General features: G+C 34.3%; 21 protein-coding genes. 4 read left to right on the forward strand and 17 right to left on the reverse strand.

Going from position 1 to position 24,441, the window contains the following annotated elements; translation table 11 throughout:
• Positions 1–2: 2 nt before the first annotated feature.
• From BN4220_RS01305 to BN4220_RS01325, 5 genes are all read right to left on the reverse strand, one after another.
• Positions 3–815, reverse strand: coding sequence for an ABC transporter permease (locus tag BN4220_RS01305; RefSeq protein WP_066712486.1), 813 nt, complete (start codon positions 813–815; stop codon positions 3–5).
• Complete coding sequence (locus BN4220_RS01310; protein ID WP_066712487.1) at positions 812–1,693, reverse strand: ABC transporter permease; 882 nt, start codon at positions 1,691–1,693, stop codon at positions 812–814. The genes BN4220_RS01305 and BN4220_RS01310 overlap by 4 nt, the downstream gene beginning before the upstream one ends.
• On the reverse strand, positions 1,693–2,931 hold the full coding sequence (locus tag BN4220_RS01315; protein ID WP_066712491.1) for an ABC transporter substrate-binding protein: 1,239 nt from the start codon (positions 2,929–2,931) through the stop codon (positions 1,693–1,695). The genes BN4220_RS01310 and BN4220_RS01315 overlap by 1 nt, the downstream gene beginning before the upstream one ends.
• A gap of 225 nt (positions 2,932–3,156) precedes the next feature.
• On the reverse strand, positions 3,157–3,849 hold the full coding sequence (locus tag BN4220_RS01320; protein ID WP_066712498.1) for a TVP38/TMEM64 family protein: 693 nt from the start codon (positions 3,847–3,849) through the stop codon (positions 3,157–3,159).
• Positions 3,839–4,561 carry a TVP38/TMEM64 family protein gene (locus BN4220_RS01325; RefSeq protein ID WP_066712500.1) on the reverse strand — a complete coding sequence of 241 codons (723 nt, stop codon included), beginning with the start codon at positions 4,559–4,561 and terminating at the stop codon, positions 3,839–3,841. Before BN4220_RS01325 ends, BN4220_RS01320 begins: the two co-directional genes overlap by 11 nt.
• Positions 4,562–4,948: 387 nt before the next feature.
• Between BN4220_RS01325 and hpdB the strand changes: the two genes are divergently transcribed.
• The 4 genes from hpdB to BN4220_RS01345 all read left to right on the forward strand — a co-directional run bounded on the left by hpdB (position 4,949) and on the right by BN4220_RS01345 (position 9,701).
• Positions 4,949–7,639: a 4-hydroxyphenylacetate decarboxylase large subunit gene (gene hpdB, locus BN4220_RS01330; protein WP_066712503.1), complete on the forward strand. Its 2,691-nt coding sequence runs from the start codon at positions 4,949–4,951 to the stop codon at positions 7,637–7,639.
• Positions 7,640–7,674: 35 nt separating this feature from the next.
• Positions 7,675–7,935: a 4-hydroxyphenylacetate decarboxylase small subunit gene (gene hpdC / locus BN4220_RS01335; RefSeq protein ID WP_066712507.1), complete on the forward strand. Its 261-nt coding sequence runs from the start codon at positions 7,675–7,677 to the stop codon at positions 7,933–7,935.
• Positions 7,936–7,948: 13 nt separating this feature from the next.
• Complete coding sequence (gene hpdA, locus BN4220_RS01340; RefSeq protein WP_066712510.1) at positions 7,949–8,887, forward strand: 4-hydroxyphenylacetate decarboxylase activase; 939 nt, start codon at positions 7,949–7,951, stop codon at positions 8,885–8,887.
• Positions 8,888–9,005: 118 nt separating this feature from the next.
• On the forward strand, positions 9,006–9,701 hold the full coding sequence (locus BN4220_RS01345; protein WP_066712513.1) for a Crp/Fnr family transcriptional regulator: 696 nt from the start codon (positions 9,006–9,008) through the stop codon (positions 9,699–9,701).
• A 71-nt stretch (positions 9,702–9,772) separates the two neighbouring features.
• On the opposite strand, the gene rlmD is transcribed toward BN4220_RS01345, so the two are convergent.
• The 12 genes from rlmD to BN4220_RS01405 form a co-directional block, all read right to left on the reverse strand.
• Entirely contained in the window at positions 9,773–11,182 is a 1,410-nt protein-coding gene (gene rlmD, locus BN4220_RS01350; RefSeq protein WP_066712516.1) for a 23S rRNA (uracil(1939)-C(5))-methyltransferase RlmD, read from the reverse strand.
• A gap of 279 nt (positions 11,183–11,461) precedes the next feature.
• The gene (locus tag BN4220_RS01355) at positions 11,462–12,406 is read right to left on the reverse strand and encodes a 3'-5' exoribonuclease YhaM family protein (protein ID WP_066712519.1); all 945 of its coding nucleotides are present in this window, start codon (positions 12,404–12,406) and stop codon (positions 11,462–11,464) included.
• An 87-nt stretch (positions 12,407–12,493) separates the two neighbouring features.
• Positions 12,494–13,852, reverse strand: a complete 1,359-nt coding sequence (locus tag BN4220_RS01360; protein ID WP_066712522.1) for a S1C family serine protease — start codon at positions 13,850–13,852, stop codon at positions 12,494–12,496.
• Positions 13,853–13,969: 117 nt separating this feature from the next.
• The gene (locus tag BN4220_RS01365) at positions 13,970–15,373 is read right to left on the reverse strand and encodes a HAMP domain-containing sensor histidine kinase (RefSeq protein ID WP_066712524.1); all 1,404 of its coding nucleotides are present in this window, start codon (positions 15,371–15,373) and stop codon (positions 13,970–13,972) included.
• 141 nt (positions 15,374–15,514) lie between these two features.
• Positions 15,515–16,225, reverse strand: coding sequence for a response regulator transcription factor (locus BN4220_RS01370; protein WP_066712526.1), 711 nt, complete (start codon positions 16,223–16,225; stop codon positions 15,515–15,517).
• Positions 16,226–16,240: 15 nt separating this feature from the next.
• Positions 16,241–18,625, reverse strand: coding sequence for an endonuclease MutS2 (locus BN4220_RS01375; protein ID WP_066712529.1), 2,385 nt, complete (start codon positions 18,623–18,625; stop codon positions 16,241–16,243).
• A 609-nt stretch (positions 18,626–19,234) separates the two neighbouring features.
• Complete coding sequence (locus tag BN4220_RS01380; protein WP_066712533.1) at positions 19,235–19,729, reverse strand: tRNA (cytidine(34)-2'-O)-methyltransferase; 495 nt, start codon at positions 19,727–19,729, stop codon at positions 19,235–19,237.
• Between the two features lie 269 nt (positions 19,730–19,998).
• Complete coding sequence (locus BN4220_RS01385; protein WP_066712536.1) at positions 19,999–20,469, reverse strand: chemotaxis protein CheX; 471 nt, start codon at positions 20,467–20,469, stop codon at positions 19,999–20,001.
• A 92-nt stretch (positions 20,470–20,561) separates the two neighbouring features.
• Positions 20,562–21,725 (reverse strand): pyridoxal phosphate-dependent aminotransferase, encoded by a 1,164-nt coding sequence (locus BN4220_RS01390; RefSeq protein WP_066712539.1) that lies wholly within the window; start codon positions 21,723–21,725, stop codon positions 20,562–20,564.
• Positions 21,722–22,204 (reverse strand): Lrp/AsnC family transcriptional regulator, encoded by a 483-nt coding sequence (locus tag BN4220_RS01395; protein WP_066712542.1) that lies wholly within the window; start codon positions 22,202–22,204, stop codon positions 21,722–21,724. Before BN4220_RS01395 ends, BN4220_RS01390 begins: the two co-directional genes overlap by 4 nt.
• A 24-nt stretch (positions 22,205–22,228) precedes the next feature.
• A complete protein-coding gene (locus BN4220_RS01400; protein ID WP_066712545.1) occupies positions 22,229–23,212 on the reverse strand; it encodes an AIR synthase related protein in 984 nt (327 codons plus the stop codon).
• Positions 23,213–23,372: 160 nt separating this feature from the next.
• Positions 23,373–24,374, reverse strand: coding sequence for a VanW family protein (locus BN4220_RS01405; RefSeq protein WP_066712548.1), 1,002 nt, complete (start codon positions 24,372–24,374; stop codon positions 23,373–23,375).
• Positions 24,375–24,441: the final 67 nt, after the last annotated feature.

Below are 24,441 nucleotides of genomic sequence, written 5' to 3' on the forward strand. Positions count from 1 at the left end.
TGTTAGGCATAATAATCTACTTTGTAGTTTTTACTGTATTTATTTGCAACCCACTCAAATAGTCCAAATATAACGAGTGTTATGCCTAAAAACACAGCACTATATACCGAAGCAATATTTCTATCTCCGCTCTGCAAATAAGGTACCATCACTATGGTAAAGGTTTTCACCTTTCCTCCGCCAATTAATAAGGTAAGAAAATACTGACTAAAAGACACAAGGTATGCCATGCTAAACGCTGACAACATCACCGGTACTAAAAGTGGTAATGATACCTTATAAAATGCCTTAAGGGGTGTTGCTCCAAGAACTCTTGCCTGCTCTTCCAATCCTTTTCCTACTCCCTTGGTTCCATCCATCAAAAGCCTGATTGCATATGGTAGGGAATAAATAAGTTGGGCTATCACTACCCCATACACTGTATTGTTAAGTCCTGCCTTAATAAACGTCACCTGTATCCCCATAGCGAATACCGTTGCTGGCACCATAAAAGGTAGAATCGATAGGAAATAAAGTATTCCTTTTCCTTTAAAATCATAAAATACAAATGCTCTTGCCGTCATGGTACCTATCACTACTGACAAGGCTGCTACCACAGTAGATATGAATATACTGGACATAAAGAGCGAAACCATCTGATGTTTTCTACTAAGTATTTCTAGTGCTGCACGAGTAGAAAAAACCTGAGGTAACAAATCTGGCCATGCCCAGCGTTCTACAAATACCCAAATGAAAATTGTGAAAACAGGTATCAAAATGATAAGCGCAAATGTGAATAATATTAATGTAGTAATTTTATTCTTCTTTCCTGTCATTCTTTTCCCTGCTTTCTTTGGTTCAATCTCCTGATCTTTTTTTCCATTAGTATATAGTAAATACACGCACTGATACATGAGATAATAATAATGATTCCATTTAAAGCCATAGCATAAGGTCTGTTCTTTAAATTCGGATGAATATACTCAATATATGCCTGTACGGGAAGTGCTCTTGGCATTGTTGCTCCAAGAATCGCGGGCAGCTCATATGCTCCTAACGAAAAGACAAATATAATAAGGAATCCACTTAGGATTGAATTTTTACAAAGCGGTAATGTTACCTTATAAAAGGACGTCCATCTACTAGCCCCCAAATTCCTAGCTGCTTCACCTAATTTATCATTGATATTCGACATTAAAGCAATAATAAAATATATAATAAAGGGAACCTCTTTCCACAGATAAGCCAGAATAATTCCTATCCCATAAGAATCATACATAAACATTGGAAATTGCTGCTGTTCCTTAATAATTCCTAAAGAATAAAAAATTCTGGCTACCATTCCATTTTGAGATAATATATTAATTGTAAATAACGCTACCACTACATGAGGCACCACAATAGGCAGTTGCACAATTCTCATGTAACTCCCTTTTGTTCTGCGGCTCATAACAATCACAGCACATATAACTACACCAATGAACGTTGCTAGTACAGAAGAAATAAAAGCAATCCTAAGACTATATTCAATGGACCTCATTGTACTTGGATTTCTTAAAATCTCTTTATAATACTTAAGTGTTGGTTCCGTTAATCCAAATGCAGGAATCACCCCAAGGCTCTGAGCAATTGCACTTATTAATCCGATTAAAAATATTATTGATAATATTATCTGCGGTATTAACAATCTGTAGGGAGCTGACTTCTTCCACATTACTTCCCAACTACCTCTTCTTCCCATATTTCTTCAATGATAGGTACTAATTCAGCCTTCATCTCTGGTAAACGTTTTTCAAGAAGTTCATCTTGAGGAATTGTTCCTTTTCCTAGATCTACTTTATCAAAAGCTTCTTTTTGTGTATCATTTAATTTATCGTAATCCACTACCGGAAGTACTTTCAACTCATCATATCGGTCTGCCTGAACTTCAGGAGAAATCATTTCATTAATGGCTACCATGGCTCCAGCTTTGTTTGGTGCATTCACTGCGATTGCCATAAAGTTAGTATTTCCAATGGTGCCCTTGTCAAACTGAAATGTCTGAGTCGTTTCAGTATACGTTCCATTTTCTATCTTTATCGCTGTCCCATATGCATCATAGCTCATATTTAGTAACACTTCACCATCTGCAAACATGTTATCCAGTGTGGTTGAAGAATTCGGAAATGTAGTTCCCTGATTCCATAAATATGGATTTAACTGTCTTAAATATTCAAGCGCTGGTTCTATGGCTTCTTTTACCACTTCTTTATCTGCTTCCATCGTAAGAAACTGTTCATATCCACAGATATCATAAATAACGTTACGCACAAATGCACTTCCTGTAAAATCTGGAAGGGCTGGATATGTCACCTTCCCCGGATTCTTTTTCACAAATTCCATTAATGCCTCAGTGCTGGTTGGCAATTCAGTAACAACAGCAGTATCTGCAATCATGACAATCTGTGCCTTTCCATATGGTGCCTCAAATCCCTCAATCGGGTATGCAAAATCTAATGTAACATCTTCTGATTCTGTATCGATATACTCGTTATAATTCGGAAGTTTATCTACAAATGGACCGTAAAGCATATTATTTTCTTTTGCAGATTGAAAATTCTCACCATTGATCCAAATCATATCAATACTTCCTTTTTCTTTCCCTGCCTGTACTTCACCAGAGAGTTGGCTAAGTACCTGATCAATGTCCATAGGTACACGTTCCATGGTAATATCATATTTTTCTTTCATAAGTGGTGCAAATTCATTATCAAGCCACTGATTAAGCTGTTCATCTCCACCCCACCCGTAAAACGTAACTGTGGTTCCTTTTGCTGACTCTACCATTTCTTCAAAGGTCATATCAGCGATATCTGTTTCCATTTCCTTTGTATTATTCTCTTTCTTTGAGCAAGCTGCCATAGAAAATAGCAGTACTGTAAGCATAAACATTGTAAACAATTTCTTTTTCATGGTGTTTTTCCTTTATTCCAATATTTTTATATTCGCATCCTACTTTTCATTATTACTGTAATTCTAAATTCTATTTATTTATGTAATTTGTTCCACCTTCTTCATTTTTTCATTCATAACTTTACATTTATTCATCCATTCTCATTACTTATGAATTCACATCATCAAATTCATTCATCTATTTACGTTACTTTTTAGTTAACATCATTTTCAAATCCTCATATCTTACAATTCTTCCTTATCAGCCTTTAGGAACTTTCTTTGAATCAAAATTCCCGTTCCAGTAACTACAAACGCAAGAATTCCTGCAATGAGAAAATATCTCCATTTTTCCTCACCTGCCGTAAGCCCCGCAGCTCCAATTGTAAAAAAAGATACTCCAGGAAGCATAAATATGAATGTAAAGATTGAGTATTTCCAAAAACTAATATCAGTAATCCCATAGGCGAAATTCTGCAAATTGTATGGGAAAATTGGAACCATTCTAGTAATCATTAATACGAGCATATCGCTCTTTCCATCTTCTAAAAATAGAAGTTTTTTTAGTACACTATTCTTCTCAAGCATCGGCTTAATTGTGTCCCTCAAAAAAAATCGTGCAGTTAAAAATGCTAACATTGCTCCTAAAGTGGTGGCAACAAGGCATGCAAATATACCAATGACAGGTCCAAACAAAACCCCCGCTATAACAGCAAATGTAATGCCTGGAAGGGCAAACACCACACATCCGACAATCGTCAGCACAATATAGATGAAAATGGCTACTAAGAAATTATTATTGACGATTTCCTGTAAAAAGGAAAGGTTGTCCATGTTGCTCAAATACTTAGACCAACCAAAACAGCCGTTTAATGTCACAATAACAATAACAAGCAACGTAAATAACAGAAGCTTTGTTAAGCCTTTCTTATTTTCCATTGTTACCGTGCCTCTTCTGACGTTCTATGTAAAGCTGGCGGAATAAAACAATCAATGCAGACAGTGCAAACAAAATCAGTAATGCTGTTACAAACATCTGTGCACCACCAGTTAGCATTCCTCCCACATAAGAGTAAATAACGGTTGCAGGTAATTGACCAATCCCAGTTGCAACTATAAAGCCACCAAATGACATAGACGTAAGCCCTGACGCATAGCTAACGATATCAAAAGAGATAAAAGGAAGTAATCTAGCAATTAATATACTCATACGACCATGCTTTTTGAAAAAATCATCAATTTGTTTTATTCCTGTTTTACTTGTCAATTTTTCTACTACATCACGTCCCAAAATTCTTGCAATAAAGAAGCAAATAGCTGCTCCCACCATAGAACTCACCCAGGATAAAATTGCCCCCTGCCACCAGCCAAATAGATTGGCATTTGCAAATGTAATTAAGAAAGCTGGCAACGGTGCCGCTATGGATTGTAATATCATCAATAAAAATGATACCAATACTGCATACGGTCCATAAGACTCAACGAACGTTCTAAGTACCTTAAAATCACCGCTTGCGAACATCTTTAATATACTATTAAAATTCTTATTTACTGATGGTATAAAAAAATACATCAGTACTGCCGCCACAAAAAAGGCAAGCATAACGACCTTGGTCACCCATTTTCTCTTTTTTAATGCATTCTTCTCCATAATTCCCCCTGATTTCTTGTCTCGACTTTCAATTATAGCATGCATCCCATATATTTCAATTAATAGGGTCTATATATACAAAAATACAATATATAACCATAGATATATAGATGATATGATTAAAAGCTTCCAAGAGTTAAATGCTACTCCTTTTATATTTTCTAAAGAATGTCTATTCAGGATAGTGTAATTTACACTATCAGATGATAAAAAATAAGTACTATAATATTATCGTTTCAAGAAACTCTGTAAGTCAGTACTTAATAAGTTCTGATTTACAGATTTTTTTGGGGTCAATCTATTTATGCTGGAATTTTACAACAATATAAATTCCAACTAAATAGTTTATTGATATATATTAGTTAGGAAAGAAAAGAGGTATTTTAAATGAATTCAACAGGAAATACACTTGAAGATGTCTTAAAAAGTCGTGGTATTGACATGGCAGATGTTGACGCTCAAGATTATAAAATTCCAGAACCAAAAGAGAGCACAAAAAGACTTATGGAAATCTACTACAACTTAAAAGTTACTGCAGATATGGAAGCTCCATACTGGTACAACAGAGCTTGGTGGGAAAATGACGGAGATGTAACTATCGTAAGAAGAGCGAAAGCTATGGCTGCATGCTTATCACATATCACACCTACAATTTTGCCTTATGAGAAACTTGTTATGAACAAGACAAAGAATGTTAGAGGTGCTTTCCCATTTCCTTGGGTTTGTGCAAGTTTCTTTAACGCACAGGCAGAAGCTTTAATGAACGAAGTGGATGCTCCAGCAGAGAGTGAAGCTGATTCAGTCAGCATGGTTGGTGCTGGTGGCGGTAATGTTACTGAAAGTTATGGAAATGTTATTTCTCTTGCTAAGAAGTTTGGTATGAGAAAGGAAGAAATCCCAGTTTTGGTTAAAACATCTAAACCTTGGGATGGGGTTTCTGTTGAAGACATAAGTGCAAAATATGCAAAGTTCACACCAGGTTATGATTTAGAACAACGAATTATGGAATCTGTTATCTGTATGTTTGATTCCTGGGCAATTCCTCAAGGACGTGAAGTAATGAACTATTACTTGCCTTTGGAATATGGTTTTGACAGAATCATAGAATTATGTGATGAAAAAATCGCTGAGGTTATGGGTGAAGCAGGTGATGATGGAATTCAGGGCATGAGTAGAGGTTATTACTACGTAGCAATGAAAGAAATCACAAAAGGATTGAGCGCTTGGTGTGAAAACTATTCAAAGCAGGCACAATATTTAGCTTCCATTGAAACAGACCCAGAATTAAAAGCTAACTACGAAAAGATTCAAGAAGTTATGGGAAATATTGCACATAAGAAACCTTCAAACTTCTGGGAAGCAATTCAGATGACAATCTGTTGTCATTTAGGCGTTGTCAATGAAGATCCTCAGTCTGGTCAATCCATTGGTAGACTTGGACAAGTATTACAGCCATTTTATGAAAAAGATATTGAAGATGGCATTATGACAGATGAAGATGTTATTGAACTTCTTGAATTATACAGAATTAAAATTACTTGTATTGAATGTTTTGCATCCGCTGGAGTATCTGGCGGTGTTCTTTCCGGCAATACATTCAACAACCTTTCTTTAGGTGGACAAAGTTACCATGGCCTTACAGCAGTTACTCCACTGGAATATTTAATTGTTGAAGCAGGTATGAGAAATAGAACTCCTCAACCTACACTAACTGTATTATATGATGAAAAGACACCTGAAGACTTTCTTATGAAAGCTGCTTCCTGTACAAAATTAGGATGCGGATATCCTGCATGGGTGAATAACCAGACTGGTATGAACTTTATGTTAAGAAATTATGGACCAGAAGGAATGAGTCTTGAAGACGCAAGAGCATGGTGTCTTGGAGGATGTCTTGAATCTGCCCCTGGATGCTTCTTACCACTACATTATAATGGAAAAGTAACCATGATTCCTGGCGGAGCTTCACCTACCTGCGGTACAGGTGTTCATTTTATTGCTATGCCTAAAATACTTGAACTTGTTTTAACAAACGGTCTAGATAAAAGAACAGGAAAACAAATATATCCAGCTCACAATAGAACGATTGATTCTTATGAAACCATGGTGGATCAATGGGGAAAATATATGGAGCTTACTACAGATGTTGTTAATAAGGTTAATAATATCCAAATGGATCTTTGGAGAAAAAATAACATGCCTGTTGTTAACTCACTCTTAAAACCAGATTGCTTTACCAATGGTCAAGACATTGGTGCTATGGGCGCAAGATATAATGCAACGATTAACTTCGAATCTTGTGGTACTATCACATTGATTAATTCCTTAGCTTCTATTAAGAAAAATGTCTTTGATGATAAAAAGTTTACAATCGAAGAAATGACAGATGCATTGCTTAATAACTTTGGATTTGAAACTGCATACCAAACAGGGGTATTCTCACCAGATTCAAGAGTGAGCACAGAAAACAGCCCTAAATACGAAGAGATTTTTGCGGCTTGCATAAATGCACCAAAATACGGAAATGCAGACCCATATGCTGATAATATTTTAAGAGACTATGAGTATTACATGTATGACATGGTTCGTAAATTTAAGTCATACTACGGCAAACCTTTATATCTATGCCAAATCTCAGTATCAACCCATGGTCCTCAAGGTTTTGTAACATTAGCTACAGCAGATGGAAGATTGGCAGGTACAACTTACTCAGATGGTTCTTTATCTGCAGAGGCTGGAACTGATAAGAATGGTATTTATGCTATATTCGAATCTGCATCTGTTTATGACCACTCAATGGAACAAAACTCACAAATGAATTTAAAACTTCATCCTACAGCAGTAAGAGGTTTGAATGGAACAAGAAAACTTCTTGATATTGTACGTGCTTACATGAGAAAAGGTGGATTTCATGTTCAGTTTAACGTTGTTGATTCAGAAACATTAAGAGATGCTCAGGAGAGACCAGATAATTACAGAGACTTAATGGTTCGTGTAGCTGGATTTACACAGTACTGGTGTGAAATCGGTAAGCCTATACAAGATGAAGTTATTTACAGAACTGAATATGAAGCATAATAAGGAACATTTAAAGAATGAACGGAGGCAAATCTATGCGTCACTATGATTGCAAAAATTATATAAATTTAGATTGTGAGAAAGGTATATGTGCTCTATGTAAGGCGATTGTACCTATTGATGGTGAAGGAAGTGAAGCTTGCTCTAATTTTAAAGCTGCTGATAAATGTGGAAACTGTAAAAACTTCTCTAACCCAGATAAATACGGAATTGGAACATGTACTGGATTAGGTAAAGAAAACTGGTCATATGCTACTATGAATGCTTGTACCTGTTCAGGATATCAAGCAAAATAGGGTAGGATAAGACATGAGTAAAAAGGGCTTAATATTTGACATACAGAGCTTTTCTGTACACGATGGACCAGGATGTAGAACCAGCATATTTCTAACAGGATGTCCTCTGCAATGCAAATGGTGCGCAAATCCTGAAAGCTGGATTCCTAAAAAGCATCTTCTATTTGCAGAAAACTCCTGTAAATGGGAGAAAGGCTGTCGGGCATGCAAAAATGTATGCCCACATAATTCAATTACCTTTGATGAAAATGGTAAGCCAAGTATATCCTTTGATATTTGTAATAAGTGTGAGACTTTTGACTGTGCAAGTATCTGTCCAAATAATGCTTTAAAACAGTGTGTGAAAGAATATACTGTAGATGATGTTATAAAAATCTTAAGACGTGATTTTAATAATTGGGGTCCTCAGGGAGGAGTCACTTTCTCAGGAGGAGATCCTCTCATACAGCATGAATTCTTAATTGAAGTTTTAAAGGAATGTAACAAATGGCAAATTCATACCGCTATTGAGACCAGTGGTTATGCAAAAGAAGAAGTATTTTTAGAAGTACTCAAGCACATTAATTTCGCATTTATTGATGTGAAGAACATGGATAGAGAAAAGCATAAAGAGAAAACGGGAGTATATAATGATTTAATACTTTCAAATATTGAAGCACTGAAAAAATCCGATTGGAAGGGTAGACTAGTTCTAAGACAACCTACCATCGCCGGCTATAACGACAGTGATGAAAATGCATATAAGTTAATTGAATTTATGAACAAAAACTCATTATATGAAATTAATCTTCTAAAATTCCATAGGTTGGGAGAAACAAAGTGGAATCAACTAGGAAAAGAGTATGCATATCATGATAATGGAGACATAACACAAGAAAAACTGGAACATCTTCAACAAATATACTTAGATAATAATATAGCTTGCTATATAGGTGATAACACCCCTTTCTGATATTTATTCATAAGTAACATAGAAGGTTGATTTTTTGAAAAACTAGTAGTTCTAATATTGGAATTACTAGTTTTTTATATATAATATAAATATACACTTATTTATAAAGGATGATTTGATGGAACTAAAAGACATATGCATATATGATTACATAAAGGATTATTTGAATGAAATATACATTGTAAACTATAATAAAGGACAATATATTGCTCATTCCAATGAAAACTTTGAAGGTATTTATTTTATATTGGATGGAGAGGTTAAAGTAGAATGTATCACTAATTATGGAAAGAGCTTTTTAGTAGACGAGCTTTCTAAAAATGAATTTGTAGGGAAAATTAGTTATATGTATGAACAGAATTTATTGTGTGATATTACTGCCATGAGTAAGGTTACTCTACTTAAAATAGATAAAGACACCTTTAAAAAACTGCAAAAAAACTCAGAGTTCTTAAAAATATTCCTATTTAAGACTAGCAAGAGAATCTATTGTATGTATAAGAAGCTTATGTTAAGGGATTTATTCAGTCTGGAAGAAATCTTTGCATTTTACATGCTAAAAAATTCTAAAAACAATATATTTGAATATAAAAGCATGTATAGTCTTTGCAAAACCTTGTCCATGAGCAGAAAAAGTCTTTATAATACAATAAATAAGCTTATAGAAAAGGGTTATATTAGAAAAGACAAAAATTCACTTATTATTTTAGATAAGGAATATCTAAATAGAATATCCATATCCGTAAGAGAATTTTATGAAATAGATGATTGTGATTGCAAATTTGACATAAAAATCCCCTATCCCCTTTCATAAGGAGTTAGAGGATTTATATTCTCTTAAAATACACCTTCAGTTACTTAAACAAGGTTCAAATCCTTGTAAAATCAAGCCTTCTTTGTTAATTGACAAACCGTCTCCACATGTGTTGAATGTGGAAACTGATCCACTGGGCGTACCTTTTTCACTTCATATCCGTTCTCTGTCATATACTTAAGATCTCTTGCTAAGGTTGCTGGATCACAAGATACATAAACAACTTTCTTAGGCTCCATAGCAATCACAGTATCTAATAAACTTTGATCACAACCCTTTCTTGGAGGATCTACAACAATAACATCCGCTCTCATACTGCCATTGCTTTCTTTATACTTTTTAGGTAAAACATCTTCTGCCGCTCCAACAAAAAATTCTGCATTGTTTATATTGTTTAACGTTGCATTCCTCTTTGCATCCTCAATGGCTTCTGGTATAATCTCAACCCCATACACTTCCTTGGCTTTCTTAGCTAAGAATAAAGAGATTGTTCCAATTCCGCAGTATAAATCCCAAACAATTTCCTCTCCACTAAGGTCTGCATAGTCAAGTGCTAAATCATAGAGCTTCTTTGTTTGTATCGGATTTACCTGGAAGAATGATAATGGTGAAATTTCATATTTAATATCACCAATCATATCTGTAATAAAGGTTTGTCCAAATATAGGAATGATTTTCGTTCCAAGAATAACATTCGTCTTGTCCTTATTTACATTTAGACATATACTTTTTAAATGATATTCTGGATAATCATTTAGGGTTTCCTTTAATTTGCTTACCAACTGCTCTATATATGGTAGTTTCGTTCCATTAATTATTAAGCATACCATAACTTCTTTTGTAGTAAATCCAACTCTAGTTAAGATATGACGAACTAAACCTTCATGTTTCTCTTCATTGTATATACTTATCTTATACTCGTCTAAAAAATTTCGTATCGTATCTAAAATTGGTACATTAATTTTATCTTGTATATAGCAGTGACTGGAATCTATAATGCTGTGAGTACGGCTTGCATAAAATCCAATGGTCACTTTTCCTTCTTTATTTAGACCTACTGGAAATTGTGCCTTATTTCGATAATAGTATGGTTCTTCCATACCAACTATCGGTTCCATAGGAATGTCTTTTAACCCGCCGATACGCTCTAAACAATTTCTTACCTTATTTTCTTTAAAAGACAATTGCTTTTCGTAAGACAAAGGTTGAACTTGGCACCCACCACACTTTGTGGCAATTGGACATCTAGGTTCAACGCGGTCAACGGAAGGCACAATAATTTTCTCAATCTTTGCATATCCATACGTTTTTTTAGTTTTTAATACTTTTGCTAAGATGGTATCTCCAACTACTGCATCTTTGATAAATAAGGTAAAACCCTGATATTTACCAATGCCTTCACCATCACTTCCGATATCTTCAATGATAACTTCAACTAAATCATTCTTTTTGGGAATATTGATACTTATATTTTCCTTCATTACTCAATTCCTATCTATCTATTAATTTTATTAATTTCCTTGTTATAATATATCATACGTTTTCTCATATAATATATGTAAATTTACATAAGCAACGCTTTATATTCTTACCCTTTTATATTCTTACCGAAACTAAATAAGTTTTTCATTAATATTTACATACTTCTTAACCATTACAGAAAGCTTTATTTAAAGAACAAACGCATGGAATTTATAGTATGTGAATAACTACACATATAAAATTTCATGCGTTTGCCTAGGTCATTATAACCCTATCTATTAATATATTGAAGTTCTACGAACATTAGATTCAAATAATCTTTGATAACCAAGCCAGTCGCTCTTTTCTTCTGAACTATTTAAAAGTTCTGTCATCGTTTGAAGCTTTGCATCCAAGTTGTCAGCTAAGCTAAGGGCTAATGCTTCTGCAATTGCTGGTTTTTTAGGTGAACCATATTCTAATTCACCATGATGAGCTAATATACAGTGCATAATTTCATTTGCCATCTTATTTGGAAAACCTGGAATGGTTTTTATTCGCTCATTAATTAATTGTGTTCCCATATAGATGTGACCTAGAAGATTTCCTTCATCGGTATAATCATTTTCTGGAAATGGCGAAATCTCTTCAAGTTTACCAATGTCATGAAACATAGCAGATGCCAGTAATAAATCTCTTTGTAACATAGGATAATGATCTGCTAAGTAATCACACAATTTTGTAATACCTAAAGTGTGCTCTAACAATCCACCAATAAAACCATGGTGTACACTCTTAGCTGCTGAATGCTTTTTAAATTTATCAATAAACTTTTTATCCTCTACAAAAAAACTATTAACTAAAGCTTTCATATGAGGTTCTTTAATCTTATTCACATAACTAAGAAGCTCTTTATACATCTCCTCTACATTTTTTGTAGATGTTGGCATAAAATCTGCTGGATTATATTCACCTTCTTGACTCTTTCGTATACGCTTTACATTAAGTTGTAATGTACCTTGAAAGTTAGTCACTTGAGCCTCGATATGTATATAATCCATGGCATCAAAGTGTTCTATTGCCGGTCCAAGCTCCCATACCTTTGCATCAATTGTTCCTGTTTTATCTTGTAAAAGCAAAGAATAATAGCTTTTCCCATTCTTAGTTTTTAATGTCTGGGTCTGCTTACAAAGGTATGTTTCTTTAAGCATTTCACCTTCTCGTAACTCGTTTAGATATCTCATTTTTATACCTGGCCTTTCTAACTCCATAATTCCATTATACCCTACAAATGCCGAGATATAAAGTAAGAAATATAATAATCCATAAATCTACTTACTTTTTTTTTGTAAAACTACATCAACTTCCATCTCTTTTAATACTTGCTTTGATTTTCTTTGTATGGTTATCGTAACTTTTTCACCAACACTATGGGTATTTAAAATTCTATTAAATCCATTCATTGACTTAACTTTTGTATTATTTACTGCTGTAATTATATCTCCTTGACAAATTCCAGCATCTAAAGCTGGGGAATCGGAATGTATATCTGTTACATAGATTCCATTTTCAAGTCCCTCTTGTTCTAAAAAGTCTTCTGGTATATCCATTCCTTGAATACCAAAATAAATACGATCCGTTTTATTTGCAAGTGATGAGATAACCGGCTTTAGCTTCGAAATTCCAATAACAGTGCTTATATTAGAATTTGTATCTTCCTTTAATGTCTGCGTAATAACCCCAATTATATCACCATATTCGTTAATTAATATACCAGCACTTTCCGGTGTATCTGTAATGTTTGTAGTGAACAAATCAAGGCTATTATCTGTTACATACACTAAACTACCCTTGCTTGTTATCATTCCTATTTCCATCGAACCAGCATAACCATTAGGGCTTCCAAGTGCCATTACAAAATCACCTACTGCAACTCCATAAGATTCACCTAAATCAGCTTTTACGATATGTTCAAGCTTATCCTCTGGTATGCTTTTAAGTTCCACTGCAATGACTGCAAGATTATATTCTTTATCATAATTCCATAACACCCCAGAAGCCGTTACATCCCCATAGAATTTTACTTCAATGTTATCTGCATTCTCGACTTTATCTAGATTTGTAAGAATTAAGATGTCTACATTATTTTCTCCAATTACAACACCTGTGGTTGATTTTCTCTTCTCATATTCATTGTTAAACCAATCCACTCCACTTTCCACTGCTGTTACGGTTGTTAAGGAATGGTTGATTTCACCCGCAAGTTCTTTAATATCTGAATATATACTTTGTAAATCTCCAAGTGTAGCATCAATTTTTTGCTCTATAATTGTTGGTTGAGGCTTTTCTTCCTTTTTCTCATCTACCGTCTCACTTGCACCATTGGTTGGCGCAATACTTATGCTAGGGATAGGAGTAGGTGTTAAACCTATCGCTGCACCGGCTTCATCTGGACCGTTTGAAGGAAATAAAATCTGCTGGCGCTGGGCCTCGTCCAATCCTAATAAATGAAACAATAAAGAATCCGATTTTATAAATGCTATTCTTGCCACAATCCCAAAAATGACCGCAAGAACCAATGTAGCTGCAATTGAAAGCATAAAACGCTTAATTCTATGCTTTCTTCTTGAAACTACCTTCTCTTGTATAAAACTGAATTCTTTCTCATTTCCACGTTTCATTGTATCCATATACCTTCTCCTTATGCTTCCATAAGTTACGCTTGTCTTATCATTGTAGCACCAACTTATGAACATATTATGAAGATTTTGTAAATATTGTTACTTATGCAAGGTTATGTGTCATTTTTATATATCTGAGCGATGTAAGGTAAAAATAAATTCTGTTCCAACACCTTCAGTACTAATTACATTTATATTCTCATTATGCGCTAAAAGTATCTCTTTCGTAATTGAAAGTCCTAAACCAGTACCTTTTTTATCCTTGCCTCTTGATGTATCAGTTTTATAAAATCTTTCCCAGATTTTTTTAATGCTATCTTTTGGTATACCAATTCCATGATCTTTAATTGATATAAAAACCTTGGAACCCTTTTCCTCAACAGAAACCTTAATTGTGGATTCTGGATTACTAAATTTAATTGCATTATCAATTAAATTGTATAAAACTTGTTGAATTTTATCAACGTCTGCATCTACATATATTTCCATTGATGAAAATATAAGATTAAGCATTATTTTCTTCTTTGTACACTGACCTTCAAAGGTTGCTGCTGTTTTTCTTATTACCTTATTAATATCAAAAGAAGTAATATCTAATATTGTTCCATTATTCTCAAAACTATTTAATGCAAGTAAATTAGTTGTTAACTTTGTAAGGCGCTCTGCCTCAAACAAAATAATATCTAAATACTTTCCTTGCATTTCATAGCTTATCGTTCCATCTAGCATTGCTTCTGCATATCCTTTAATACTAGTTAGAGGAGAACGAAAATCGTGTGATATATTTGCTACGAACTTTTTTTGATAATCATCTAGATTTTTTAATTCATCTGCCATATATCGAATGGTATTTGCTAAATCACGATACTCATCATGGGAATATACTTTGATTGGATAGTCAAAGTTTCCACTGGAGTATTCTTTCGTTGCTTTTATCATCCTCTCTACTGGAATCACCGTAATATAGTAGATAATCATAAATATTAAAAGTAAAATTAACAGAAAAATAAGATAGCAAATATTGATAAAGTCAACATAGTTAACACTATCCCCTTTGATTCCTTCCATCGAAGTATGAATGCATACATAACCCTTTACAGAATAATTATAAGGAATCCTTACGATAACACTTAACATTGGTTCCGAAAAAATCCCTTTAAAATATACATTTTTAGCATATGTTTGTTCTAAGTAAGTCTCATCTATCTCATTGATATTAATACCCTGGGCATTACTTTTTGTATCAGCAATTACTTCTCCATTGTTGTCTACAATCCATATTCTCGTCTTTAAAAATGAATCTACCGTACGAAGTTGCTTTAGCATATCTGTTAATGACATTTGCTCATTGTAGTATTGGCTCGCATATTCTGATACAATAAGGGATGCTTCACTATAGAGTGCTTCTTTTTTCTTTTCAATTAAATTTTCTTGCATAAGATTTCTGCCAAACGTATTTAATAAAAAGAACATAGATAGAGCAGCAATCAAATATAGAACTACTAATTTTATAAGTACACGTTTTTTCATAGTGCTCCCCCTATCCTGTATACTTTCTTAGTTGTAACCCTTATCTTTCGTGTTTTCCCTAAAATACCTCTTTTATTAAATATATGATATAGTGCGCACAACTTCTTCGAAATCATACTAATCTGCCAACGCAATCATATTCTATTTTTTCACTTCAAACTTATACCCAATTCCCCAAACAGTAGATAGCCTCCAAGACTCATGATCTTTTATCTTTTCACGTAAACGCTTAATGTGAACATCTACCGTTCTTGTATCTCCCATATATTCATAACCCCAAATATGATCTAGCAACTGCTCTCTTGTAAATACTTGATTTGGATGAGAAGCTAGAAAATAAAATAATTCTAGCTCCTTTGGTGGCATTTCAATCACTGCCCCATAATAAGTAACAGAATAGTTGGACTGATTTACCGTAAGGTCTGGATAAGATACAAAATCGCCTGTTTGTGGTATGCTTTCTTGTCCGGATTGTGGTGCTTGAACCACTCTTCGAAGTACCGCCTTTACCCTAGCTACAAGTTCTTTTGAATCAAATGGTTTTATCATATAATCATCTGCACCAAGCTCAAGACCAAGAACTTTATCAAAAATCTCGCCTTTTGCAGACAACATAATTATAGGAACCGAAGACGTTTTTCTAACTTCACGGCATACCTCGTATCCATCAATTCCTGGAAGCATCAAATCTAATAAGATTAAATTTGGTTGATAACGTTTGAATTGTTCAATCGCTTCTTCTCCATCATATACAATTAAAGTATCAAAACATTCTTTGATTAAATATAAAGAGATAAGTTCTGCTATATTAGCATCATCATCAACAATTAATATTTTTTGCTTTGTTGCCATTTGACCCCACCTTTTCTACTTAAATTCAACGATAGTTACACCATGGTCCCCTTCACCAAACCCTCCAATGCGGAAAGATTTCACATATTTTGTGCGTTTTAAATGTGCATGTACTGCCTCTTTTAATGCACCCGTACCGCGGCCGTGAATAATTGTAACTTGTGGTAAATGTGCAAGATAAGCATCATCTAAGTATTTATCTACTAAAGGAATTGCTTCATCTACACGTTTCCCAATAATGTTTATTTCAGGGCTAATGGATAAGGATTTGCTCATACGTATCTTACCACTTTGGGTTTTCGTAAGAACAGGCGTCTTAATAGTTTCTTCATCGATCAACTCTAAATCTTTAATATTTACAAGGGAACGCAAAATACCCATTTGCACATATAGATCACCTTTTGCATTTGGAAGTGAACTAACGGTACCCTTTAAGTTAAGACTTAGAACATTCACAGAATCTCCTAGTTTAAAGTCACTTGGTTTATGTTGTTTATTACTCTTCTTTTTCTTTACCGCAAGCTTAGAATCAGCTTCACCCAATCGTTCACGTAAGGCATTTCTCTCATTTTCCATATCCTTACCAATGCCGCCTTCTTTGCTCCACTTATTGTACTTACGTATTGTCTCATCCGCATAGTCTTTTGCTTCTTGTAAAATCTCACGAGCTCTTTCATTGGCTTCTCTTAAGATTCTTTCTTTTGCAGAGTCAATCTTATCATTCTTTTCTGCCAAACGCTTTTTAAGCTCTTCAATCTCTTTTTTATGAAGATTAATTTCTTCTTTGTCTTTTTCCATTGCAATACGACTAGCTTCTAAGTTACTAATAACGTCTTCAAAGCTTTCATCCTTTGTACCAATAAGTTCTCTCGCATTATCAATGATAAAATCAGGTAGTCCTAATTTTGAAGAGATGGCAAATGCATTACTCTTCCCTGGAATACCTATTAATAAGCGGTAAGTTGGTCGTAAGGTTTCTACACTAAACTCACAAGAGGCATTGGAAACCCCTTCTGTTGATAGCGCATATATTTTAAGTTCACTATAATGGGTGGTTGCCATTGTGCGAATTCCCTTATCCTTTAAATAGGACAAAATAGATATTGCTAATGCAGCACCTTCGGTTGGATCTGTACCCGCACCTAATTCATCAAATAAAGCTAATGAATTTTCATTGGCTTGCTTTAAAATGGATACTGTATTTGTCATATGAGATGAGAATGTACTTAAACTTTGTTCAATGCTTTGCTCATCCCCAATGTCTGCATATACTTCTTCAAAGACTGATAATTCAGAACCATCAAAAGCTGGAATATGAAGTCCTGCTTGCCCCATAAGGGTAAATAAACCAACAGTTTTTAATGAAACCGTCTTACCGCCAGTGTTTGGTCCTGTAATTATTAATAAATGAAAGTCTTTACCAAGATAAATATCAATTGGCACTACGTGATGTGGATCAATGAGCGGATGACGTCCTTTTTTGATATTAATATAATGATTATTATTAAATTTAGGTTCTGTACCCTTCATTTGCTTCGACAACTGAGCTCTTGCAAATATAAAATCAAATTCCACAAGGGTTTGTAAGTTATATTTTAAATTCTCTGTTTCTTCTGCAACCATATTACTTAATTCTGCAAGAACTTTTTCAATTTCTTCTCGCTCACGAACCGCTAGCTCTGCTAATTCATTGTTTAGCTTAACAATTGCCATCGGCTCAATAAATGCTGTGGAACCAGTGGAAGATTGATCGTGCATCATACCTTGGAAGGTGTTTTTATATTCTTGCTTTACTGGTAAACAATAACGACCATTGCGCATTGTAATAAGCGCATCTTGAAGCATTGTACGAGTAGTGCTGGAATTTAATATGGTATTTAACTGCTCATGTACTTTGTCATTTGTTATTTTAATTTGTCTACGAACACTCTTTAAGCCTGGACTTGCATCATCTGCAATCTCTTCTTCTGAAATAATGCATCGTAAAATTTCATTATTTATTGGAGATAATGGCTCTAATAGACGAAAACGTTCTGATAAGCTATCGCCTTCTTCCTCATCATCTTCGTTTTTAGAGGAGTACCCATAATTCTTTACTCGAAGTGTTGCTGTTAATATAGAACTAATTCTTAATAACTCACCTGCTCCAAGTGTTGATCCAACCTCCAAACGGATAAGAGAAGCCCTAATATCTGGCACTCCAGAAAAGGATAGACTGCCTTTCTTAAAAATACGAGATAGCGCATCACTCGTTTCTTTTTGCATTGCTAGTATTTCTTCAAGATTACTACTAGGCTTTAAATGGGAACATTTCTCCTTTCCCATTGTTGAACCGGCATATGCGGTTAATTTATCGATAATTTTGTAATATTCTAATGTCTTTAATGCTTTTTCATTCATAACTTGACCTCCAAGCTTTCACAAGGAATCCCATACATATCGATTGCACAGGTATACACCAATACTTTGGATTATTCACAATATTGTTAAAATAAGCTGATCATATCTATTTTACATTATTTCTCTTAAAAATTAAACATAAACTTTATTTTTGAATTGGCTATAATGCCTTTGTTACTTTGTTGGAATGGCGATTTGGATAAAACAGAAAGACTCATGCTTCGATTTCAATGTATAAGAAGTACTAATTCTCTTATTATTTGTGTTAAGCATATCAGCAAACAGATAACTCGCCTAGCTCAAACAAATCTGTTTGCTGATATAACACAAATAATAAGAGAAAAGTACTTCTAATACATTTCCATAGGCGCATTCGTTCTTTCTGTTTTATCCAAATCGCCGGCAAGGTTTTGAAACAAGTAGTTGATAGGGAAATTTTTAATAGAGATATCTTTTTTAGAGACAACGCAAAGCACCTGCCAATAAATTTGCTTCTTTGTTAATTTACGATAAAAACAAAGAAAAGAAATTTATCAACAGGTGCACTATTAGAATAACCTTTTTGTCCACAAATATACATGTTTATGCACAAATTAGTTTCTATTCATCTTACTCATCCCAAGAATGGTGATGTAACTCTCCAAACATACGCATATGATCAAAGTTATTCTGGCGTAATGCTTCATAGAGTACGATGGCTACCGAGTTACTTAGATTTAGAGAACGAATGTCTCCTATCATAGGTATACGAATCGCTGTATCTTTATTCTGTAATAGAATTTCTTCTGGGATTCCTGCGCTCTCCTTACCAAACATAATATAGCAGTCTGGTTCATATGAAACTTCTGTATAAACATGTCTAGCCTTTGTTGTTGCCATATATATTTTAGCATTTGGATTTTTAGCTAGAAAATCTTCATAGTTTTCATAAACAGTAACGTCTAGATCTTTCCAATAGTCTAATCCAGATCTTCTAATTGCTTTTTCATCTAAGCTAAAACCTAGCGGTTTGATTAAGTGTAATTTAGCTCCCGTTGCTACACACGTTCTACCGATATTCCCTGTATTTGCTGGTATTTCTGGCTCAAATAATACAATGTTCATATTAAAAACTCCTTAGGTAGGCTAATTTCTATAATGCCTTTTTATTTAAATTCAATTAATTCTTTAATTCTATTATTGTTTTATCATCTATTATTTAAATAATTTTCTATCTATTATTAAATAATTTTTTTATGATCTATTATTTTAATCAATTATAATAAATGAATAATTAAATTGATTATATAAATCAAATTATAATCAATTCATTTTATGAGTCATTCCATTTAAGAAGGGTTGTTGCAAAAATTATTCCGCAACAACCCCCTTCTTTATGCGCTTAATGCCACATTAATTTCAATTACCTTATCTTCTTCATAGATAAGTGGTATACAAATATTAGCTGCGTACATACTCGAAAAAGTGACTGGTCCGCTACAAATCGTAGGAGGTGTTATATCAATACCAATTCCCTTTGTTGAAAATACAGTTGCAGTATTTCCAAGAATCATATTGCCTAGTTCACACACTGCACTTTGTGCAAGATCATTCATTTCATCCAATGGCATCATACACATCTTTGAAGCAACGTCCAAAGCTACTGTATTTTGAAAATCAAGAATAACCTGACCTTTCATCTTACCGGTAACTCCTAGCATAATAAGTAACGACTGTTCTCCAAATTTAGTATCCTTAGTGTAAGGTTTACCAATTTGAGCATCGATACATACCATATCTCTAAGAACCTTTGTTGCTGCAACTAAAAATGGATTGATATAATCAGCATTCATTATTGCCGCCATTGCTGTTCCTCCTGTGTATTTCAAGAAATATTTAGTAATTTATCCTAACTAAATAGATTGTAACACACCTAAGATTTTCCTTCAACTTTTTCTTATTTTCGATATTTATTTACAAAACGCTCAATTCTTCCTAACGCTTCTTTTAAAGCTTCAATGGAATACGCATATGAGATACGTAAATATCCTTCTCCTGAATCACCAAAGGCTGTTCCAGGAACTACTGCAACTTTTTCTTCTAGCAATAATTTATTTGCAAATTCTTCAGATGTCATTCCTAAACTTTTAATGCTTGGGAACACATAAAAAGCTCCATATGGTTCAAAACATTCAAGTCCCATTTCATTAAGGGCATGAATTAAAAAGCGACGACGTTTATCATATGCATCACGCATCATTTCAACGTCAGGATCGCCATTTCTTAAAGCTTCTACGGCTGCATATTGGCTTGTTGTAGGCGCACACATAATGGCAAATTGATGAAGTTTAGTCATTTGACGAATTATTTCTTTAGGGCCTACTGCATAGCCAAGTCTCCAACCTGTCATTGCATGAGATTTGGAAAAACCGTTAATTACAATGGTACGCTCTTTCATTCCTGGAAACTCTGCAATGGAAGTATGTCTTACTCCATATGTAAGTTCAGAGTATATTTCATCTGAAATAACATATAAATCTTTTTCAATTATAACCTCCACAATTTCAGAAAGTTCTTCTCTTGTCATAATTGCTCCCGTTGGATTATTTGGGAATGGCATAACCAAGATTTTCGTTTTTTCTGTAATTGCGTCTAACAATTCCTGTTTGGTTAATTTGAAGTTATTTTCTTGCTTTAATGGAATTACAACAGGTACACCGTTTGCCATAGCTACGCATGGAACATAAGAAACATAACTTGGCTGAGGTACTAAAACTTCATCCCCAGAATCTAACATACAACGAAGGGCAACATCTATTGCTTCACTTCCACCAATTGTAACTAAAACTTCAGAATCTGGATGATAACAAAGATTATATTTTCTATTTAAATAACAACAAATTTCTATTCTTAAGTCCTTTAAACCTGCATTCGAAGTATAAAAGGTACGTCCTTTTTCAAGAGAGTATATACCCTCTTCACGGATGTGCCAAGGAGTATCAAAATCTGGCTCTCCTACACCTAATGATATTGCATCTTTCATTTCATTTACAATATCAAAAAATTTTCTTATACCGGATGGCTGTATTGTAGTAATTTTTTTATTTAATGGGTCTCTCAAGGTGTAATCAGCATCCTTTCATCTTCAACTTCTTGAATCAATGGTATACCATGTTCTTTGTATTTCTTTAGAACAAAATGGGTTGCAGTACTAAGCACTGACTCCATTGGGGCTAGTTTGCTAGAAACGAAATTTGCAACTTCACGCATGCTCTTACCATCAATAATTACAGTAAGATCAAATCCGCCAGACATTAAATATACAGATTCCACTTCTTCAAATTTATAAATGCGTTCTGCAATTTTATTAAAGCCTTGTCCTCTTTGTGGAGTTACTTTTACTTCAATCAGTGCTGTTACCTTTTCACTTTCAGTTTTATCCCAGTTAATTAGGGTTGGATAACCACAGATAATTGATTCGTCTTCTAATTCTTTGATTGTCTGGGCGACTTCTTCCTCCGTGGCCCCTAACATTATCGCCAAATCTTTAACGGATAATTTACTGTTCTTGTCAATCGCTTTTAAAATCTTTTCTCTCATGCTTATCCACTCCTTTACGAAATATTATAATACTTTATATATCTGATCGCCCTTTGATGGCTCGAGATATCTTATTTCATCCTCATTATGAATTATTTTATCATTGGAAGAGGATACATTACCTATTGCAACAACCGGAATATTCCCAGCTTCTAAAGACCTTATAATCTCCTCTGGGTTACTTGTTACAATAAGCATACAACCGCCTGAAACAAGCATGTATGGATTTAGATCATAAAATTCGCAGAACTCAATGGTCTCTTGTCTCATTGGTATTTTTTTAAGATCAATATCAAAACCACAATTTAGTCTTACAGAAAGCTCCCACAAAGCGCCGAAAATTCCACCCTCAGCAACATCATGAAGATACAACTCTTCCTTATCTTTTAAGGCCTCATAAACTCCTTTTAAAGATAAATCAATATGCTCTGCATCTCCATTTGATATGAATGTTTTTGTATATCTAGAGTTTAATTCTTCAAATTTCATCTCTGCTAAACGAATGGTACCTTCTAGCCCAATAGGATTTGCAAGTAAAATTGTCTGATTTGCTTGGGCAAATTTCTTTGCCTTTCCTTCATTACTATTTTGCACACCAAGGGCATTAATTGTAAGAACAGCTTCAATTACTCCATCGCTAATCGTAGTTTGTCCACCAAGAACATCAACTTCATGTTGAGCACCTATTTTATCAATAAGTTTCATCCATTCCTTGATGGTACTTTCTTCAAACTTCCTTGGAATGGTTAACGAAACTGTCATACCTACTGGTTTCGCTCCACTTGCATAAATGCTATTGATTGCACGGTAAACTGCAGTAATTGGTACAAAGTTACCATGCCCTGTAATTGTGGCTGTAGATGTTAACACATCCGCTCCTTGTTGTAAGGTAACCCCATTGGCATCAAGTCCAATCTGCGGACGATTTAAAACATCCTTTCGTCTTATTTTTATATTTTTAAATACAGATCGATCTAATACTGCATGTGTAGCCTTACCTAGTTTCATAGCAACCTCTTTCTCTTTCGACGTAATATCAATTTCATACACTAACGTGTCAATTAAGCGATATTATACATCATTACAAATGATGTTTCAATCATATTTCCATTTAATTCACGAAGTTTATATGATGTCTTTTACTTTTTATTTGAGATCAAAATACTTTTTATTCACTCTTAGTTCCCACCGTCATATATTGTGGTGACGCTTCATAAACACTCTTATTTATCTTGATTCGATCTACTTCTTGGCCATTTACATATACAATTTTATAAAGCTCAGCCTCATATCCAGTATGTGGTGCTTGGGTTACTTTGACATAACTTGATGGTTTTGTTTTATCGTAAGTGATCACTGCTTTCGGAGGTTTTGTCTCTTTTAAAATCACCGATTTAAACTCTATTTTTCGTACTTGTTTATCCCTTGTTTCCTCACCTAAAATAGTAAAGGTTAACCTTCCATCTTTTGCAGTAGCATTTATTACAACTGGGTAATCTAAATTATTTGTAAAACTTAGATCCATATAATCCCCTGCAATCGCCGCATCTCTGGATAGATCCACATAACTAACAGTCATCGAATGTGCATGCCTTTCTGTAACTTCAAGTTCTGCACCAAGTATAGCATTATAAAGTGTGGTAGATACCTGACAGATTCCACCCCCAACACTGGATACAATTTTCCCATCCTCATAGGAACTGGCAACCGTATATCCATTCTCTTCTGTAATGGGTTTTAATGCCTCATAGCAAGAAAAGCTCTCTCCAGGTAAAATACTTGTCCCATTTATTTTCTTTACTGCATTTTCGATGTTTTGCTTTCTTGCCTCGGATGAGCTTAGATAACTTGTGGTATATTTTCCCAAAACATTATCAAGAGTTAACGATGCCCCGCTTCCTGGATTTTTGGGAGTCTCTTCATCCTCTACTTTTCCTCCTTGTGCACCTGTTGTAACGATTGGCGTTATTTCAGGCGCTATGCTAGGTGTAGCAATAGGGGTTATCCCCGAGGTTACATTTGGCACATCCGAAGGAGCTTCTAACATAGGCCCTTCATTAGATAAAGCCCCGCCGTTTTCTTCCAGCGAGGCTTTTTTATTACAAGCGGACAAAATGCATCCTGCAAATACTATTGTCGCAATTATAAATAAAATGTATTTTTTGTTCATAATCCAACCTCCTGCTTTGTGAAAAATTCATGCAATCGTGTAATATTAGAAGGCAATTTCTAGTACT

Source organism: Clostridium sp. Marseille-P299, assembly GCF_900078195.1.
GTDB lineage: Bacteria > Bacillota > Clostridia > Lachnospirales > Lachnospiraceae > Lachnoclostridium.

Excerpts from the sequence above, each read along its gene's own strand:
- BN4220_RS01305 (WP_066712486.1), bottom strand. The coding sequence starts at position 815 with ATGACAGGAAAGAAGAATAAAATTACTACATTAATATTATTCACATTT.
- BN4220_RS01310 (WP_066712487.1), bottom strand. The coding sequence starts at position 1,693 with ATGTGGAAGAAGTCAGCTCCCTACAGATTGTTAATACCGCAGATAATA.
- BN4220_RS01315 (WP_066712491.1), bottom strand. The coding sequence starts at position 2,931 with ATGAAAAAGAAATTGTTTACAATGTTTATGCTTACAGTACTGCTATTT.
- BN4220_RS01320 (WP_066712498.1), bottom strand. The coding sequence starts at position 3,849 with ATGGAAAATAAGAAAGGCTTAACAAAGCTTCTGTTATTTACGTTGCTT.
- BN4220_RS01325 (WP_066712500.1), bottom strand. The coding sequence starts at position 4,561 with ATGGAGAAGAATGCATTAAAAAAGAGAAAATGGGTGACCAAGGTCGTT.
- hpdB (WP_066712503.1), top strand. The coding sequence starts at position 4,949 with ATGAATTCAACAGGAAATACACTTGAAGATGTCTTAAAAAGTCGTGGT.
- hpdC (WP_066712507.1), top strand. The coding sequence starts at position 7,675 with ATGCGTCACTATGATTGCAAAAATTATATAAATTTAGATTGTGAGAAA.
- hpdA (WP_066712510.1), top strand. The coding sequence starts at position 7,949 with ATGAGTAAAAAGGGCTTAATATTTGACATACAGAGCTTTTCTGTACAC.
- BN4220_RS01345 (WP_066712513.1), top strand. The coding sequence starts at position 9,006 with ATGGAACTAAAAGACATATGCATATATGATTACATAAAGGATTATTTG.
- rlmD (WP_066712516.1), bottom strand. The coding sequence starts at position 11,182 with ATGAAGGAAAATATAAGTATCAATATTCCCAAAAAGAATGATTTAGTT.
- BN4220_RS01355 (WP_066712519.1), bottom strand. The coding sequence starts at position 12,406 with ATGAGATATCTAAACGAGTTACGAGAAGGTGAAATGCTTAAAGAAACA.
- BN4220_RS01360 (WP_066712522.1), bottom strand. The coding sequence starts at position 13,852 with ATGGATACAATGAAACGTGGAAATGAGAAAGAATTCAGTTTTATACAA.
- BN4220_RS01365 (WP_066712524.1), bottom strand. The coding sequence starts at position 15,373 with ATGAAAAAACGTGTACTTATAAAATTAGTAGTTCTATATTTGATTGCT.
- BN4220_RS01370 (WP_066712526.1), bottom strand. The coding sequence starts at position 16,225 with ATGGCAACAAAGCAAAAAATATTAATTGTTGATGATGATGCTAATATA.
- BN4220_RS01375 (WP_066712529.1), bottom strand. The coding sequence starts at position 18,625 with ATGAATGAAAAAGCATTAAAGACATTAGAATATTACAAAATTATCGAT.
- BN4220_RS01380 (WP_066712533.1), bottom strand. The coding sequence starts at position 19,729 with ATGAACATTGTATTATTTGAGCCAGAAATACCAGCAAATACAGGGAAT.
- BN4220_RS01385 (WP_066712536.1), bottom strand. The coding sequence starts at position 20,469 with ATGGCGGCAATAATGAATGCTGATTATATCAATCCATTTTTAGTTGCA.
- BN4220_RS01395 (WP_066712542.1), bottom strand. The coding sequence starts at position 22,204 with ATGAGAGAAAAGATTTTAAAAGCGATTGACAAGAACAGTAAATTATCC.
- BN4220_RS01400 (WP_066712545.1), bottom strand. The coding sequence starts at position 23,212 with ATGAAACTAGGTAAGGCTACACATGCAGTATTAGATCGATCTGTATTT.
- BN4220_RS01405 (WP_066712548.1), bottom strand. The coding sequence starts at position 24,374 with ATGAACAAAAAATACATTTTATTTATAATTGCGACAATAGTATTTGCA.